Source organism: Amycolatopsis azurea DSM 43854 (genome assembly GCF_001995215.1).
In the GTDB taxonomy this organism is placed as follows: domain Bacteria; phylum Actinomycetota; class Actinomycetes; order Mycobacteriales; family Pseudonocardiaceae; genus Amycolatopsis; species Amycolatopsis azurea.
This window is the reverse complement of record NZ_MUXN01000008.1, coordinates 164,350-181,200: the sequence shown is the minus strand read 5'-3', so window position 1 is coordinate 181,200 and position 16,851 is coordinate 164,350. Positions and strand designations below refer to the sequence as shown.

The following is a 16,851-nucleotide window of genomic DNA, read 5'->3' as shown; positions in this document are numbered from 1 at the left end:
TTTTCGCGTATGAAACAACCGTCGGCGCTCCCCCGCCGGATCGCGTACACGATCGACGCGGCGCTCGCGCTGGTAGTCGTCGTGGCCGTCGGCGGGAACCTCGCCGCGGGGGTCTGGACGTTCGTCGTCGCCATCCCGTTGTGGCTCGCGTGGGCGACGATCGCCGCCAGCGGCCTCGCGATCGCGCTGCGCCGCCACCTGCCCCTGGTCGCCTACGGCCTCGGCCTGGTCAGCTTGCTCCCTGGCTTCCTCTCCGGCAATGCGCTCGGTCCGACCGCTCTCCTGGCCATCGGATGCGCCCTGTACACCGTGGCGCTGGAATACCCGCGGTCCCGCTCGCTGATCACGATGGGCCTCGGTCTGGCCGTCGTCGTGGGCTTCGAACTTTTCCGGCTCGGGCCGAACACACTCGCTTCGACAGCCTTGGCGGGCGGCGGGGTGGCGGGCTCGTGGGCGCTGGGCTGGATGACGCGGCAACGGCGCGCGAACCTGGTCCAGCTCGCCGAAACCCAGGCCGATCAGGCCGTTTCCGACGAACGCCTGCGGATCGCGCGCGAGATGCACGACGTCGTCGCGCACAGCATGAGCCTGATCGCGGTCAAGGCGGCCGTCGGCAACCACGTCGCCCGGGAACAACCCGAGGAAGCGCAGGAAGCGCTGCGGGTCATCGAACTCACGAGCCGCGAAACCCTCGTCGAACTCCGGCGGATGCTCGGCGTCCTGCGCTCCGGCGACGGCACCCCCGAGGCCGCGCTCGGCCCCGCGCCGAAGCTCTCCGACCTGCGCACGCTGGCCGAACGCGCCGGACAGGCCGGGGTGCGCGTCGAGCTGACCGGCGAGCTGATCGACGACCTTCCCGAAGGCGTCGCGCTCTCCGTCTACCGCATCACGCAGGAGGCGGTGACCAACGTCGTGAAGCACGCGGGGCCGTCGGCCTGCCGGATCACGATCACCGAAGAACCGGGCGAGGTCAGCGTCGAGATCGTCGACGACGGCCGCGGCGAAGGCTCGCCCGCGACCGTCGGCGGCCACGGTTTGATCGGCATGCGCGAACGCGTCGCGGTCTACGGTGGTGACTTCGAGGCGGGCCCGCTGCCCGCCGGGGGATTCCGGGTGTACGCGCGGCTGCCGTACGCCGCCAAGGAAATGGGGGCACGATGATCCGCGTACTGATCGCCGACGACCAGGCGCTGCTGCGCGGCAGCTTCCGCGTGCTCGTCGACAGCGCGCCGGACCTCGAAGTCGTCGGGGAGGCGGGCGACGGCGCGGAAGCGGCGGAACTGGCCGAGCAGGAACGCCCCGACGTCGTGCTGATGGACGTCCGCATGCCGGAGATGGACGGCATCGAGGCGACCCGGCGGATCTGCTCGTCGTCCGCCACCGAAGGCGTCCACGTGCTGATGCTGACGACGTTCGACCTCGACGCCTACGTCTATTCTGCGCTGCGCGCGGGCGCGAGCGGATTCCTGCTGAAGGACACTCCGCCCGCCGAGCTGCTGACCGCGATCCGGGTCGTCGCGGCGGGCGAAGGACTGCTCGCCCCGTCGATCATGCGCAGGCTCATCGCCGAGTTCGCCCGGCTGCCCGAACCCGGCCAGCGCGTCGCGGCCTCGCTCGACAACATCACCGCGCGCGAGCGGGAGGTCCTGAGCCTGATCGCGCGGGGCCTGTCGAACGACGAGATCGCCGGGTCGCTGCACCTCGGGCTGGCGACGGTGAAGACGCACATCAGCCACCTCCTGCACAAACTCGCGGCCCGGGACCGGGCGCAGCTGGTGATCGCCGCCTACGAATCCGGGCTGGTCCGGGCCTCGGTCTAGAAGGGTGGGGCATGGCGGATGGGCGTCGGTCGGGGTGGTCGTGAGTGGTAAGTGTCGTTAGAACGACACTTACCACTCACGACCACCTGTACCGAGCTGGGTCCGCGCCGCTCACCTCCCCCTACCCGCCTCCCTCCGGCGAAGGACGTTGCCTACGCCACACGCGAAGTGACCGTCGAGTAGCTAGGCTGCGGTTTCATGAGCAGTGCGACGGAGCCGCTCGGGACGCCGCCCGAGAACGAACCGGACATCCACACCACGGCCGGCAAGCTGGCCGACCTGTACCGCCGGTACGACGAGGCGGTGCACGCGGGTTCCGCGAGGGCGGTGGAGAAACAGCACGCCAAGGGCAAGAAGACCGCCCGCGAACGGATCGACCTGCTGCTGGACGAAGGCTCGTTCGTCGAACTGGACGAGCTGGCGAAGCACCGCTCGGTCAACTTCGGTCAGGAGAAGAACCGGCCCTACGGCGACGGCGTCGTCACCGGCTACGGCACCGTCGACGGCCGCCCGGTGTGCGTGTTCAGCCAGGACGTCACCGTCTTCGGCGGCTCGCTCGGCGAGGTGTACGGCGAAAAGATCGTCAAGGTGATGGACTTGGCGATCAAGACCGGCCGCCCGATCATCGGCATCAACGAGGGCGGCGGCGCGCGCATCCAGGAAGGCGTCGTCTCGCTCGGGCTGTACGGCGAGATCTTCAACCGCAACGTCAAGGCGTCCGGCGTCATCCCGCAGATCTCGCTGATCATGGGCGCGAACGCGGGCGGGCACGTCTACTCCCCCGCGCTGACCGACTTCGTGGTGATGGTCGACAAGACCTCGCACATGTTCATCACCGGCCCCGACGTCGTGAAGACCGTGACCGGCGAGGAGGTCTCCTTCGAGGAACTCGGCGGCGGGCGCACGCACAACACCCGTTCGGGTGTCGCGCACTACCTCGGTTCGGACGACGACGACGCGATCGCCTACGTCAAGGAACTGCTTTCGTTCCTCCCGGCCAATAACCTGTCCGAGGCTCCGCTGTTCGAGACCGACGCACCCAAGCCCGGATTCTTCGACGACGTCACCGAATCCGACCGCGAGCTCGACACGCTGATCCCGGACTCGCCGAACCAGCCGTACGACATGCACGAGGTCATCAACCGCATCGTCGACGACGGCGACTTCCTCGAGGTGCACGAGCTGTTCGCGCCCAACATCCTGGTCGGCTTCGGCCGGGTGGACGGACGCAGCGTCGGCATCGTGGCGAACCAGCCCACCCAGTTCGCCGGCTGCCTCGACATCGACGCTTCCGAGAAGGCCGCGCGGTTCGTGCGCACCTGCGACGCGTTCAACATCCCGGTGCTGACCTTCGTCGACGTCCCGGGCTTCCTGCCCGGCACCGACCAGGAGTGGAACGGCATCATCCGGCGCGGCGCGAAGCTGATCTACGCCTACGCCGAAGCGACCGTCCCGCTCGTCACCGTAATCACCCGCAAGGCCTACGGCGGCGCGTACGACGTCATGGGGTCGAAGCACCTCGGAGCGGACGTCAACCTGGCCTGGCCGACGGCGCAGGTCGCGGTCATGGGCGCGCAGGGCGCGGCGAACATCGTGCACCGCAAGACGCTCGCCGCGGCCGCCGCCGACGGCAAGGACGTCGACGCGTTGCGCGCCGAGCTGATCCAGGAGTACGAAGACACGCTCTTGAACCCGTACGCGGCGGCCGAGCGCGGTTACGTCGACTCGGTGATCGTGCCCGCGCACACCCGCGGCCACATCGCGAAGGCGCTCTCGCTGCTCCAGGGCAAACGGGAGACGCTGCCGCCCAAGAAGCACGGGAACATCCCGCTGTGAGCGCGCCGGAAACCCCGCTGCTGCGGGTCGTGAAGGGCGATCCGAGCGACGTCGAACTCGCCGCGCTCACCGCCGTCGTCGCGGCGGCGGCGAGTGCTCGGGCACCGGAACCGGCGCCGAAGCGGAACTCCTGGTGGGCGGACAAGGCCTCGCTGGTGCGGGCCCCGCTCGCCCCCGGCGAAGGAGCTTGGCGGGCTTCGGCCCTTCCTCGCTGAAACTGGCCGAAAGGGCGCTCTCTCGGACCGCGCGGAACGGGCTTTCGCGGGCTATCGTTGCTGATCTGGCGAGTCCGGCTCGTCCGGTTCGCCAGGTCTTCGGTAACCGCGATCGCCCCAGAAAGCCGTGCGTGACGAACCAAGACCAGCTTTCCGCCGAATTGCGCCGTCTGCGCAAGGCCGCCGGGTTGTCCGGAACCGAGGCGGCCAGGCTCACGAGCCTCAGCCAGTCCAAGGTCTCCCGCGTCGAGACCGGCGCGTTCATGCCGACCGAGGAGCAGGTCGTCGCGCTGTGCCGCGCCTACCGCGCGCCCGCGAAGATCCGGCGGGAACTGGTCGCGATCACCCGGGACCTCCGCGAGGAGGCGTCGTCCGCCCGCGTCGTCTTCCAGCGCGGCGCCTGGCGGATGCAGCAACGCATCGGCAAGATCGAGACGGCGTCCGCCCGCATCCGGAGTTTCCAGCCGACCATCGTGTTCGGCCTGCTCCAGACCCGCGCCTACATCACCGCGCTGTTCGGCGACTCCCTGCCGGACGCCGAACGCGACCAGACGATCGACGCCCGGCTGGAGCGCCAGCGGATCCTCGACTCCGACCGCGAGTTCCACTTCGTGGTGACCGAAGGCGCGCTGCGCTGGAACATGGGCGGGGCGGAGACCATGCTGGCTCAGCTCGGTCACCTCATCGAGCTGTCGTGCCGGGGCCGGGTGCGGCTGGGCGTGATCCCGTGGACCACGGCGGTGTCGGTCCCCGTCCTCCACGGTTTCGACATCTACGACTCGCGCGCGGTGCTCCTCGGGACCCAGACGGCCACGGCGCTCGTCACGGACGAACGCGAAGTCGCCGACTACGAAAAGAACTTCGCCGAAGTCGAGCGCTACGCCACTTACGACGACATCGCCTGCTCGCATCTGACGCGGATCGCGGCCGACTACCGAAAGCTCGCGGTCGAACCACTTCAGTGACCAAAGACCCTTTGCGCTATGCACCCTGACGGTGCATCGTGAGTAAAGCGGCTGTCGGTGAAGGTCCCTTTTCGTGCGCCGAACGCGATCGGCCGAGCCGTTCACCGACCATTCGGGACAGATCACCCGATCTCGCCAACCTTGCTGCGCCGCAACCCGTCTACTTGCCGAAACAGTCACTGGGGAAAGGCCCTCCTATGACCACCACATGGCACGAGAACATGACCGGTTGGCACAAGTCGACCTACACGCACTGGGAAGAGAACGCCTGTGTCGAGGTGGGCGGCGCGCCCGGCCTCGTCGGCATCCGGGACACCAAGCAGTGGGCGCTGCCGGACGAGACCCGGCCGATCCTGGTGCTCCCGGCCGCGTCGTTCGCCGCACTCCTCGATCACCTCGGACGATGAACGACGTCGCCGAGCCGTACATGGTCCACCATCCGCGGGAGATGGCGGGCCAGCTGATCAACGGCAACTGGATCGTCGCCCGGTGGGAGCACCTCGGCGAGCACGAGGACCTGGACCATTGGACCGCCGTCCTGCGCGAGTACTGCGAAGAACTCGGCGTCGATCCGTACGTCATCAACATCCCTAGGAAGAGCCTGACGATCGTCTTCAACGGCGCGCTCCCCGCGCCGACGTTCGAACAGCTCGAGAATTCCGTGGCGGCCATCGAGTACCACCGCTTCCTCGAACGCGAAATCGGTCCGAGACCGCTGAACTAGGCGTCCTTCGGCGCGGCACGCATCCCGATGTAGACACACTCGGTGCCGGTCGAAAGCGTCGAGAACACCACAGGCATCCAGTCTTCGCTGAACGACGGCCCGGCCCCTGCCGCCGCGAAGACAGTGCCCGTGACGGGCACCAGGTCCATGTCCAGCGGCGGCGAGTAATCCGCCATCCCGCCGACGAATTCGTACCTCAGCTTCAGGTCTTCGGTCACTGTGATGACCACGCCTTCCCTGCGGTAGACACCCGCGAACCGCGTCATGTCCACAGCCGGCGGTTCGGCGGGCGGTGCGAAGGCCTCGGGGATCCGGACGTCGGCGATCTCGCCGAGCAGTTCCCGGAACAGGGCCGCGTAGAGCTGCCGTGCGCCGCCGCCGTTGGTCACCAGCGCGACGGCCACGCCCGCCGACGGAATCACCCGCAGGTACGCGTACTGCCCGATGGCCGCGCCGTCGTGGCCGAAGCCGGGTGTGCCGTCCCAGTCGTAGAGCGTCCAGCCGAGCCCCCAGCCGTCGGCGCTGACCGTCCACTTGTCGGGGACGTCGGTTTCCCTGCGCTGCATGGCCTCGACCGTTTCCGGTGCCAGGACTCGGGTCCCGTCCGGCGCGAGACCCCCGTCGAGATGCATCCGCGCGAGCCGGACGACGTCGCCGGCGGAGGCGATGACCCGCGCGCCCGGTCCCGCCGAACGCGGCATCAGATCCCAGGCGGACGCGGGCTCCGGATCCTGCCCCGGTTCGCCGAGATGACTCATCGCCGCGCGGAAACTCAGCGCCTCCTCGGGCAGGGTCATCGACTGCTTCAGCCCGAGCGGCGCGAAGACCAGGTCCTTCAGCGCCTGATCCCAGGTCAGACCGGTCAGCACCTCGGCGATCCGGCCGAGCACCTGGTAGCCGACGCTGCTGTAGGAGACCGCGGTCCCCGGCGGGCAGTCCATCGCGATGCCCTTGCTCGCCTCGACGAAGCGGGCGATGCAGTCGTCACCCCGCCCGGTGTCGAGGGTGAAATCGCAGGTGAGACCGCTCAGGTGGCTCAGCAGCCGCCGGGTGGTGATCGTCCCGGTCGCGTCGGGATCGATCGTCTCGAACTCCGGCAGCACCTCGACGACCGGCGCGTCGAGGTCCAGCTTGCCCGTTTCCGCCAGCCGCATGATCAGGGTGGCGGTGTAGACCTTGGCGATCGAACCGAGCTGGAACACGGAATCGGTCGTCGTCTCGACCCCGGTCCCGCGGTGCAGGACGCCGCTCGCGAGCTCGTGGATCTCGTCACCCACCAGCACGGCGAGCACCGCGCCCGGCACGTGGTGGGCGGCGCGAAGCTCGTCCAGCCTGGCCTGCCAGCGAGCAGCGTCCCAGGTCACGGTGTTCGTCATGCGTCTTCCCTCGTTTCGGTGAGTACGTCGTTCTCGTCTTGCGAACACTGTACGCATCTGCGACCAGCGTGCGCAAGACCGGGAATCACTTGAAGACGGCTCGAGCCGTGCCATATAGTCCACGCGGAATAATCGATACGGAATCTCCCGAGAGGACCATGCATGGCCGCGAAGCTCACCCCGCTCGCCATGGCGGTGCTGGAACTCCTTCACGAGCGGGCCATGCATCCCTATGAGATGGCGCAGCTGATGAAGGAGCGCTACGTCAGCACCCGCGTCAAAGTGAAGGCCGGGTCGCTCTACCACACGGTGGATCGCTTGGTACAGAACGGTTTCGTCGAAGCCGTCGAGACACAACGGGACGGGAAACGCCCCGAGCGCACCGTGTACGCGATGACCGAGGCCGGTCGCGACGAGTTCGTCGACCGCGCGCAGGACATGCTGGGCACCCCCGCCGAGGAGTACCCCGAGTACCTCAGCGCGCTCGCCGTCATCGACGAACTGGGCCCGGAGATGTCGATCACCCAGCTCAAGCACCGCGTGCTGCGGCTCCAGGCCGCCGTCGCCTCCGACCAGGTCGTTCTCGAAAACCTGGTCAACGAGCACAAGCTCCCCGAGGTCTATTGGCTCGACTGGTCCTACGCCACCGCGCGACGGGCCTTCGAGCTCGAGTGGACCCGAAAACTGGTCGAAGACCTGGAATCCGGCCGTATCGGGTTCCAGGGCCACTGCAAGCCACACCTGAACCTGGTCACCGAGGAAGACAGCGATGAACGCAAGACAAGCTAACCCCTGGGCCGCGCTTTCCGCGCTGTGCCTGGGTTTCTTCATGATCCTGCTGGACACCACGATCGTCTCGACCGCGATTCCCGCGATGCTGCGCGAGCTCGGCGCCGGGCTGAACGCCATCGTCTGGGTGATCAGCGTCTACCTGCTCACCTACGCGGTGCCGATGCTGTTCGCCAGCCGTCTCGGTGACCGCTTCGGGCCGAAGCGCGTCTATCTGGCCGGGCTCGTGGTGTTCACGCTGGCCTCGTTGTGGTGCGGCCTGTCCGGCTCGGTCGAGATGCTCATCGCGGCCCGCGCGGTGCAGGGTCTCGGCGCCGCGCTGATGACGCCGCAGACGCTGGCGTTCATCAGTCACCTGTTCCCGCCGTCGAAGCGCGGCCCCGCGATGGGCCTCTGGAGCGGGGTCGCCGGGATCGCGGCCATCGTCGGGCCGCTGCTCGGCGGGGTGCTCGTCGACCACCTCGGCTGGGAGTGGATCTTCTTCGTCAACCTGCCGGTCGGCGTGGTCGCGCTGGCGCTGGCGCTGCTCAAGGTGCCGGACTGGCAGCCGAAGCACTCGCATTCCTTCGACGTACCGGGAATCCTGCTGTCCGGCGCGGGGCTGTTCTTCATCGTCTACGGCGTCCAAAATGGACAGCATTACGACTGGGGCCGGGTGTTCGGGCCGATCACCGTGTTCGAGATCATCGGCTTCGGGGTCGCCCTGCTGGTCGCCTTCGTGGTGTGGCAACGGTACAACCGCAAGGAACCGCTTCTCCCGCTGAGTGTTTTCGGGAACCGCAACTTCTCGGCCGGGACGCTGACCTCGGTCACCGTCGGTTTCGCGATGACCGGCATGTTCCTGCCGCTGGTGATCTACATCCAGGCCGTACTGGGCGAGACGCCGACGATGTCCGGTCTGCTGTTCGCGCCGATGTCGTTGCTGGCGGGCATGATCGGGCCGTTCGTCGGCCGCGCGTCGGACAAGCTCAACGGCAAGATCCTGCTGATCATCGGGCTCACCGCGCTGGCCGCGGGGATGGCACTGGTGGCGCTGATCGCCCGTGCGGACGCGAACGCGTGGGCGCTGACGCCGGCCCTGCTGGTGGCGGGTGTCGGGATCGGGTTCATTTTCGCGCCGATGAGCAACCTGACGATCAGTTCGGTCGAACCGCGGTTCATCGGGACCGCGTCGGGGATCTTCAACACCGCCCGCCAGGTCGGCGGCGTGCTCGGCAGCGCGGCGGTCGGTGTGCTGCTGCAAGCGCGGATCGGCGTTTCGATCGCCGACGAGGCGGCGACCGCCGCGAACGCGTTGCCGGAGCAGTACCGGGCGCCGTTCGCCGAAGGTATCGCGAAAGCCGCGGGATCGACCGGGGAGTTCGGGTCTTCCGGCCCCGCGACGATGCCCGGCCTGCCTTCCGGTGTCGCCGAGCAGGCACAGCGGCTCGCGCTCGAAGCCGTCCACAATGGACTCACCAACGCGGCCAGGGTGACCTTGCTGCTTCCGGCGGCGGTACTGCTGCTGGGCGTGCTGGCCGCGCTCACGATGCGTCGTCCGGTTCCGCGGGCCCCTCAGGCTCCGGCTCCCGAGCCCGCTGTCAGCGCCGCCTGATCTCAGGGCCTCGTGAGTGGTAAGGACGGTTAGAACCGTCCTTACCACTCACGAGCTCCTAGCGGCGGTACCGCAGGCCGTAGCCGTACGGGTACAGCGCCTTCTTGCCGTCACCGACGTTCACCGGCTCCTGCGCCGCACTGGCCGGCCAGCTGAACGTCAGCTTCCCGGTCGGGTTGTAGTCGCCGTAAAGGACATCGGCGACACCGGCGCCTTCGCTACCGGGGAGCCACGCGGCGACGAGCCCGTCGAAGCCCGGCAGTTGCGCGGCGATGTCGAGCGGGCGGCCGGAAACGGTCACCACGACGACCGGGACCCCGGAAGCCTTCAGCTTGGCGATCGTGGCGAGGTCCTCGGCGTCGAGCCCGAAGCCGTTCGGACGGTCTCCCTGCCCCTCGGCGTATGGCGTTTCGCCCACCACGGCGACCGCGACCTGATAGCTCTTGTCGATTCCGTTACCCGCACGGTCATAGGTCACCGTGGTTCCCTTCCCGGCGCCCGATTTCAGGCCGTCGAGGATGGTGGTGCCCGGGATGACCGGGCCGCTCTGGCCCTGCCAGGTGAGCGTCCAGCCGCCCGCCTGGTTGCCGATGTCGTTCGCGTTCTTGCCCGCGACGAAGATCTTGTTGTCCTTCTTCGCCAGTGGCAGCACACCGTCGTTCTTCAGCAGTACCTGGGATTCACGGACGGCCTGCCGGGCCAGTTCGCGATGTTGCTTGCCGCCGAACGTCTTCTGGAGCGAGCGGTCGGTGTACGGATGCTCGAACAGGCCGAGCTCGAACTTCTCCGCCAGGATGCGGCGGTTCGCGTCGTCGATCCGGTCGCGCGAGACACGGCCCGCCTCGACCTCGGCCTTGAGGTAGGAGAGGAACTGCGGCGCGTCCCACGGGACCATGAACATGTCGATGCCCGCGTTGACCGAAAGCCGCACCTCCTCGGGGGTGAAGCCTTCCTTGCCGTCGATCTGGTTGATCGCGTTGTAGTCGGAGATCACCAGTCCCCGGAACCGCAGTTCCTTCTTGAGGACGTCGGTGATCAGGTACTTCTGGGCGTGCATGCGCACTCCCTGGAAGCTGGAGAACGAGATCATCACCGAGCCGACGCCGCGGTCGATCGCCTCGCGGAACGGCGGCAGATGGATCTGGCGCAGTTCGCGTTCGCTGATCTCGGTGTCGCCCTGGTCGACGCCGTTCGTCGTGCCGCCGTCGCCGATGTAGTGCTTCGCCGTCGCGAGCACCGAACCCGGCTTCTCGCCCAGCCTGCGCCCTTGGAGGCCGGTGATGGCCGACGCGTTGACGATGGCGTCACGCGGTGATTCGCCGAAGGATTCGTAAGTCCGGCCCCAGCGATCGTCGCGGGCGACGCATACGCACGGCGAGAAGTCCCACTGCGGACCGGTTCCGGCGACTTCCAGCGCCGTCGCGCGACCGATCTTCTCGACCAGGCGCGGATTGTTGGCGGCACCGAGACCGATGTTGTGCGGGAAGATCGTCGCGCCGTAGACGTTGTTGTGGCCGTGCACGGCGTCGACGCCGTAGAGCGTGGGAATGCCGAGCGGTGTGGAAACCGCGGCCTTCTGGTACGAGTCGACCATGTCGGCCCAACCGTTCGGCGTGTTGCTGGCGGGCACCGATCCACCGCCGGACAACAGGGACCCCAGTTTGAGCGCGGCGGCCTGGTCGGGGGTGACCGCGCCGCGTTCGGCCTGCGTCATCTGGCCGATCTTGTCGTCGAGGCTCATCCGCTTGAGCAGGTCGTTCACCCGCGCGGACGTCGAAGCGTGCGGGTTCTTGTACAGCGGCGCCGGACTGGCCGACGCCATCGGCGCGAGGGCCGAACCGGCCACGAGCAGGCCTGCGAGCACTGTGGTTTGCGTCGTGCGAAGTGATCTTCTGACGCGGAGGCGGGGCGACATTGGTTCCTCCGTAGCTCGAACAATCCATATGTTGCGCGCCACAACAAACTAACCGCACGTTCGGGTGTTCCAGGTCACAATCGGGCAACGGAGGACCGTCGAGTACCTTCCGATGGTGCGTTTCGTCCTCGCTTCCCAGTCCCCCGCCCGCCTCGGCGTCCTGCGTTCCGCCGGCTTCGATCCGAGCGTCGTCGTCTCCGGCGTCGACGAGGACGCGGTGGCCGCGTCCCTGACCGATCCGGCCCCGGTCGAGCTGGTCCGCGCGCTCGCCGTCGCGAAGGCCGAAGCCGTGTACGAGACGCTCGCCGGAACGCACGCCGACATGGTCATCGCGGGCTGCGATTCGATGCTGTCGATCGACGGCGAGATGGTCGGCAAGCCGCTCACGCCGGAAGCCGCGCGCGAACGCTGGGCGTCGATGGCGGGCAAGACCGGTGAACTTCTCACCGGCCACTCGATCATCCGCGTCGAGAACGGCGAGAGGACGAAGGAAGCCTCCGGAACCGAAGGCACCACTGTTCGTTTCGGCACACCTTCACAGGAAGAGATCGAGGCGTACATCGCGTCCGGCGAGCCGCTTCAGGTGGCCGGCGGCTTCACGCTGGACGGCCGCGGCGGCTGGTTCATCGAGGGAATCGACGGCGATTTCTCCAGCGTCATCGGGATCAGCCTGCCGCTGACCCGGCGTTTGCTGACCGAGGTCGGCGTGAGCGTCATCGATCTTTGGACACGTCCCGCATCCTGAGACAGCTCCCACACGATCGGGTGATCCGGAAGAGTCCTGGTTCGCCGAACGTTCTTCACGTTCGGCCAATCAGGAAACTTTCACGCACCGGAGTCGCCCCGTGTCTTTCATTCGGACCTACACCAGGCCAAGGGTCTTCGCGGCGGCTGTCCTCGGCTCGCTCGTCGTGGGCGCCCTGCTCGGCGTCCTCGCCAGGACGACCGAGGCGAGCTGGCTGACCGACCTCCTCGACCAGATCGGCACGATCTTCACGACGTTGCTGCAGATCGCGGTGATCCCGCTGGTCTTCACGGCGATCGTGGTCGGCATCAACAGCCTCCGCAACCTCGGCGGCGGCAAGAAGGCCGCCCGACTGGGCGGCAAGACCGTCCTGTGGTTCGCGATCACCTCGTTCATCGCGTCGCTGATCGGCATCGCCGTCGCGAAGCTGTTCAACCCGGGCAGCGGCGGTCTCGGCGAAGGTGTCGCGGCGACCGCGAAGAACGCCGACAAGGCCACCAAGAGTGTCGACAACTGGGGCTCCTGGAGCGCCTTCATCGAGGGCTTCCTGCCGAAGAACTTCTTCACCGCCTTCACCGAGGGCTCGACGCTGCAGGTGCTGTTCCTCGCCGTGCTCATCGGTGCGGCGGCCTACAGCCTCGGCGACAAGGCCAAGCCGTTCGTCGACTTCACCACCAGCGTCTTCGAGATCATCCAGCGCTACCTCGGCTGGATCGTCCGGCTCGCCCCGATCGGCATCATCGGCCTGATCGGCGCCGCGGTCGCGAACTACGGTGACGCCCTGTTCAAGCCGCTGCTCACCACCACTCTCGCGGTGTACGTCGGCTGCTTCGTGGTGCTTCTGGTGGTCTACCCGATCCTGCTCCAGTTCGTGGCGAAGGTCAGCCCGCTGAAGTTCTTCTCGAAGGCGGGCACGGCGATCCAGTTCGCGTTCGCTTCGCAGTCCTCGGCCGCGACGCTGCCTCTGACCCGGCAGTCCGCTGTGAACCTGGGCGTCCAGCCCGCGTACGCCGCCTTCGCGACCCCTCTGGGCAGCGCCACGAAGATGGACGGCTGCGCCGCGGTGTTCCCCGCGATCGGCGCCATCTTCATCGCGAACCTGTCCGGTGTCTCGCTGAACTTCTGGCAGTACCTCGGGATCGTCGTGGTCGCCGTGCTCGGCGCGCTGGCCACCGCGGGCACCACCGGCTGGCTGACCGCGCTGACCCTGACCACCGCGTTCATCGGGCTCGACGCGCAGCAGGTGGCGCTCGGGATCGCGCTGATCTACTCGGTGAACCCGATCATGGACATGATCCGGACCGCGACCAACGTCGCAGGCCAGATCGTCGTGCCGGTCGTCGTCGCCCGCGGCGAAGGCCTGCTGGACGACGACGTGCTCAACTCGCCTACGGACCCTTCGCCCACCGACAACGGCGAAGCGGCCGTCTCCTCCGAGAAGGAACCGGCCACTGCTGGGGCCTGAGTCCTTGTTGGTACATGAAGGCCCCCTTCCTTGCGCCTATCGCAAGGAAGGGGGCCTTCATGTACTTGGGCCGCTGTGACGCGTGGGCACTGAGGTTCCTGGTGCGCCTGAGGTCCTTGGGGCGATCCGGCTGTCCGTGAAGGACTCCTTGAGGGACCCAGGGTCCGTGAAGGCCTCCTTCACTACCTTGAGGGTAGGCAAGGAGGCCTTCACGGACTTGCACCCGAGCCGGAGCGCCCCAGGCGATAGCAAGGGTCCTTTGCTATCGCTTCTCTCAACATTAAGAGAGGCGATAGCAAGGGTCCCTTGCTATCGTTGTTTAGCACGCTAACTAACGTGAGCAAGGGTCCTTTGCTATCGCTCCGAGCGCCTCAGGAGGGGCAGGGCCGCAGGTCGGCCTTCGTCAGCCGCACGTCCGGCCACCCCCTCAGCTCCGAGGGCGAGGTGTACCGCCGCGTGCAGCCCACCGAGCCGCGGCCGACGTCGTAGACCTCCGCGAGTACCGGCGCCGCCGCGCACCGCGCCGATCCGGACTGCGCGCCGGGGCATTCGTGCCGTACGACGATGACGTCCGCGACCCCGTCGGCGGTCACGTCGCTCAGCGCGACCGTTCCGGCGTCGGAGAAGTACGGCTTCCCGGTGTCCCGCCAGATCTCGCCGCGCGCGACGAACAGTTCGCCCGCCGCACCGCCGCCCACTTCACCGCGCACCAGGCAGACCGGCGTCGCGCCGTCGACGCAGCGCAAAGAATCGCCCTTGAGGGTGACCCCCATGTCGTTGATGATCAACGGGATCACCGTGTCGGCGCCGATCTTGACCACGCCCTGCTTCCCCGCTTCGTCGGCCAGCAGCACGACGGGCACCCCGCCGACGGTCATCGCGCCGATCTCCCGGCAGGCCGAGTGACCGCAGTTGACTCCGGGGGTGGCGGGGCCGGGTTCGGGCACTGGGTAGGCACCAGGCGCTCCACCGGGCGTCGAGGCCTGCGGGCGGAGCAGGATGACGGCCACGATCACGCCCGCTGTCACCACCACCGCCAGCAGCGCGGTGAACAGCACGGATCGCGACGCCCGCGCTTCCTGAGTCCGCATATCCGAGAGCGTAAGTGATCTAGCGGAGAGTGCACGTCTATGTTGTCCCTGTGACGAACCCCGGACTGCCCAACGCCCTGTTCCTCCCCACGGCGAAAAAGCCGAAGGACTTCACGAGTGCCGAGATCGAACTCCGCGCGACCAAGGACGGCCGTATGGCGTTGGTCGCCTTCAGTTCGGTGCAGCGCCTGGTCGAATGCTGCGGTCCGCACCAGCCGTGGGCCCTGGTCAAGGCGGAGCACCTCGGCCGGATCTACCAGACCCAGCCGTACGACCTGATCGTGCTGGATTCCGACCTTCCGGAAGAACTGCGGCACCGCGACGCACTCGTGTAAAGCCTGATAGAAGAACTGCGGCACCTCGCGACGCTGATATAAACGGATGTCACCGGGTGGCCTTGCTCTCATTAATCGGGGCGGGAACTTCCGTAAACTGCTGCGGAGCCGCATCGGGGCGGCCCGACGTGCGAATGCAGGAGGTACGGCGTGACCGAGCAGGCCGGCACAGGTGGTCCGGTGACCAAGATCCTGATCGCGAACCGCGGGGAGATCGCGGTACGGGTGATCAGGGCGGCGAAGGACGCCGGGCTGACCAGCGTGGCCGTCTACGCCGATCCGGATCGTGACGCACCCCATGTCCGCCTCGCCGACGAGGCCTTCGCTCTCGGCGGCACCACCGCGGCCGAGAGCTACCTCGTCTTCGACAAGCTGCTCGACGCCGCCAAGCGGTCGGGCGCGGACTCGGTCCACCCCGGCTACGGGTTCCTGTCCGAGAACGCGGACTTCGCGCAGGCGGTGATCGACGCCGGGCTGACCTGGATCGGGCCGAGCCCGCAGGCCATCCGCGACCTCGGCGACAAGGTCACCGCGCGCCACATCGCGCTGCGCGCCGGGGCCCCGCTCGTGCCCGGCACGAAGGACCCCGCCAAGAACGCCGACGAGATCGTCGCGTTCGCCGACGAGCACGGCCTGCCGGTCGCGATCAAGGCGGCGTTCGGCGGTGGCGGCCGAGGCCTGAAGGTCGCCCGCACCCGCGAGGAGATCCCGGAGCTCTTCGAATCCGCGACGCGTGAGGCGATCTCCGCCTTCGGCCGCGGCGAATGCTTCGTCGAGCGCTACCTGGACAAGCCGCGTCACGTCGAGGCCCAGGTCCTCGCCGACCAGCACGGCAACGCCATCGTCGTCGGCACCCGCGACTGCTCGCTGCAGCGCCGCCACCAGAAGCTGGTCGAGGAGGCGCCCGCGCCGTACCTGACCGACGAGCAGCGCAAGCGCATCCACGAGTCCGCGAAGGCGATCTGCAAGGAAGCCGGTTACTACGGCGCCGGCACCGTCGAGTACCTCGTCGCCGTCGACGGCACGATCTCGTTCCTCGAGGTCAACACGCGGCTGCAGGTCGAGCACCCGGTGTCCGAGGAGACCACTGGCCTCGACCTCGTGCGCGAGATGTTCCGCATCGCGCGCGGCGAGAAGCTGCGCATCACCGAGGACCCGGAACCCCGGGGCCACTCGATCGAATTCCGCATCAACGGCGAGGACGCGGGCCGCGGCTTCCTGCCCGCGCCCGGCACCGTGACGAAGTTCGTCGCGCCGAGCGGTCCGGGCGTCCGGGTCGACTCGGGGGTCGAGTCCGGCAGCGTCATCGGCGGCCAGTTCGACTCGATGCTCGCGAAGCTGATCGTCACCGGTTCGGACCGGCAGAACGCGCTCGAGCGCAGCCGACGGGCACTGGCCGAGATGGTCGCCGACGGGATGGCGACGGTCCTGCCGTTCCACCGCGTGATCGTGGACGACCCGGCCTTCATCGGTGACGAGAACGGTTTCAGCGTGCACACCCGCTGGATCGAGACCGAGTTCGAGAACAAGATCGAGCCGTTCGTCGCGCCCGAAGCCGCGGAGGCCGAAGAAGAGCAGCCCCGCCAGAACGTCGTCGTCGAGGTCGGCGGACGTCGTCTCGAAGTGTCGCTGCCCGGCGGCTTCTCGCTCGACGCCGGTGGCGGCGGGACGGCGGTCAAGGCCAAGCCGCGCAAGCGCGCGGGCGGCACCAAGGCCGCGGTGAGCGGCGACGCGGTCACCGCGCCGATGCAGGGCACCATCGTCAAGGTCGCCGTCGAAGAGGGCCAGCAGGTCGAGGCGGGCGAACTGGTCGTCGTGCTCGAAGCGATGAAGATGGAGAACCCGGTCACCGCGCACAAGGCGGGCACCGTCACCGGCCTTTCGGTCGAGGTCGGCGCCGCCGTGACGCAGGGAACGCAGCTGTTCGAGCTGAAAGACTGACGAATGTCGTGGGTGACGGGGCCTCGCTCGGCCTATCCTC

At 68.0% G+C, this 16,851-nt stretch carries 16 protein-coding genes; 13 read left to right on the top strand and 3 right to left on the bottom strand.

Going from position 1 to position 16,851, the window contains the following annotated elements; translation table 11 throughout:
• Window positions 1-9 precede the first annotated feature (9 nt).
• The 7 genes from B0293_RS12675 to B0293_RS12645 all read left to right on the top strand — a co-directional run bounded on the left by B0293_RS12675 (window position 10) and on the right by B0293_RS12645 (window position 5,560).
• Window positions 10-1,161 carry a sensor histidine kinase gene (locus tag B0293_RS12675; RefSeq protein WP_005155515.1) on the top strand — a complete coding sequence of 384 codons (1,152 nt, stop codon included), beginning with the start codon at window positions 10-12 and terminating at the stop codon, window positions 1,159-1,161.
• Window positions 1,158-1,820 (top strand): response regulator, encoded by a 663-nt coding sequence (locus B0293_RS12670; RefSeq protein ID WP_077241300.1) that lies wholly within the window; start codon window positions 1,158-1,160, stop codon window positions 1,818-1,820. The genes B0293_RS12675 and B0293_RS12670 overlap by 4 nt, the downstream gene beginning before the upstream one ends.
• Before the next feature lie 198 nt (window positions 1,821-2,018).
• Window positions 2,019-3,656 (top strand): acyl-CoA carboxylase subunit beta, encoded by a 1,638-nt coding sequence (locus B0293_RS12665; RefSeq protein WP_005167690.1) that lies wholly within the window; start codon window positions 2,019-2,021, stop codon window positions 3,654-3,656.
• Window positions 3,653-3,871, top strand: a complete 219-nt coding sequence (locus B0293_RS12660; protein ID WP_005167691.1) for an acyl-CoA carboxylase subunit epsilon — start codon at window positions 3,653-3,655, stop codon at window positions 3,869-3,871. The genes B0293_RS12665 and B0293_RS12660 overlap by 4 nt, the downstream gene beginning before the upstream one ends.
• Window positions 3,872-4,002: 131 nt before the next feature.
• On the top strand, window positions 4,003-4,836 hold the full coding sequence (locus B0293_RS12655; protein WP_039919902.1) for a helix-turn-helix domain-containing protein: 834 nt from the start codon (window positions 4,003-4,005) through the stop codon (window positions 4,834-4,836).
• Between the two features lie 197 nt (window positions 4,837-5,033).
• Window positions 5,034-5,243: a DUF397 domain-containing protein gene (locus B0293_RS12650; RefSeq protein ID WP_005167695.1), complete on the top strand. Its 210-nt coding sequence runs from the start codon at window positions 5,034-5,036 to the stop codon at window positions 5,241-5,243.
• Entirely contained in the window at window positions 5,240-5,560 is a 321-nt protein-coding gene (locus B0293_RS12645; protein WP_005167696.1) for a hypothetical protein, read from the top strand. Before B0293_RS12650 ends, B0293_RS12645 begins: the two co-directional genes overlap by 4 nt.
• Here the strand turns inward: B0293_RS12645 and B0293_RS12640 are convergent.
• Window positions 5,557-6,936, bottom strand: a complete 1,380-nt coding sequence (locus B0293_RS12640) for a serine hydrolase domain-containing protein (protein WP_005167698.1) — start codon at window positions 6,934-6,936, stop codon at window positions 5,557-5,559. The genes B0293_RS12645 and B0293_RS12640 overlap by 4 nt on opposite strands.
• Before the next feature lie 162 nt (window positions 6,937-7,098).
• Here B0293_RS12640 and B0293_RS12635 point away from each other — a divergent pair, with 162 nt between their 5' ends.
• Window positions 7,099-7,725, top strand: coding sequence for a PadR family transcriptional regulator (locus B0293_RS12635; protein ID WP_005167700.1), 627 nt, complete (start codon window positions 7,099-7,101; stop codon window positions 7,723-7,725).
• On the top strand, window positions 7,706-9,319 hold the full coding sequence (locus tag B0293_RS12630; protein ID WP_005167702.1) for a DHA2 family efflux MFS transporter permease subunit: 1,614 nt from the start codon (window positions 7,706-7,708) through the stop codon (window positions 9,317-9,319). Before B0293_RS12635 ends, B0293_RS12630 begins: the two co-directional genes overlap by 20 nt.
• A gap of 58 nt (window positions 9,320-9,377) precedes the next feature.
• Here B0293_RS12630 and B0293_RS12625 read toward each other — a convergent pair whose 3' ends face one another.
• Entirely contained in the window at window positions 9,378-11,183 is a 1,806-nt protein-coding gene (locus B0293_RS12625; protein WP_005167703.1) for a glycoside hydrolase family 3 protein, read from the bottom strand.
• A 166-nt stretch (window positions 11,184-11,349) separates the two neighbouring features.
• Here B0293_RS12625 and B0293_RS12620 point away from each other — a divergent pair, with 166 nt between their 5' ends.
• Window positions 11,350-11,979 carry a Maf family protein gene (locus B0293_RS12620; protein WP_039919906.1) on the top strand — a complete coding sequence of 210 codons (630 nt, stop codon included), beginning with the start codon at window positions 11,350-11,352 and terminating at the stop codon, window positions 11,977-11,979.
• A gap of 100 nt (window positions 11,980-12,079) precedes the next feature.
• Window positions 12,080-13,444: a dicarboxylate/amino acid:cation symporter gene (locus tag B0293_RS12615; RefSeq protein WP_005167707.1), complete on the top strand. Its 1,365-nt coding sequence runs from the start codon at window positions 12,080-12,082 to the stop codon at window positions 13,442-13,444.
• 371 nt (window positions 13,445-13,815) lie between these two features.
• Here B0293_RS12615 and B0293_RS12610 read toward each other — a convergent pair whose 3' ends face one another.
• On the bottom strand, window positions 13,816-14,502 hold the full coding sequence (locus B0293_RS12610; RefSeq protein ID WP_005167710.1) for a hypothetical protein: 687 nt from the start codon (window positions 14,500-14,502) through the stop codon (window positions 13,816-13,818).
• Between the two features lie 83 nt (window positions 14,503-14,585).
• On the opposite strand from B0293_RS12610, the gene B0293_RS12605 reads away from it, so the two are divergent.
• Both B0293_RS12605 and B0293_RS12600 read left to right on the top strand, forming a co-directional pair.
• Entirely contained in the window at window positions 14,586-14,870 is a 285-nt protein-coding gene (locus B0293_RS12605) for an SAV_915 family protein (RefSeq protein WP_005167711.1), read from the top strand.
• Window positions 14,871-15,020: 150 nt separating this feature from the next.
• The gene (locus tag B0293_RS12600; RefSeq protein WP_005167712.1) at window positions 15,021-16,811 is read left to right on the top strand and encodes an acetyl/propionyl/methylcrotonyl-CoA carboxylase subunit alpha; all 1,791 of its coding nucleotides are present in this window, start codon (window positions 15,021-15,023) and stop codon (window positions 16,809-16,811) included.
• Window positions 16,812-16,851: the final 40 nt, after the last annotated feature.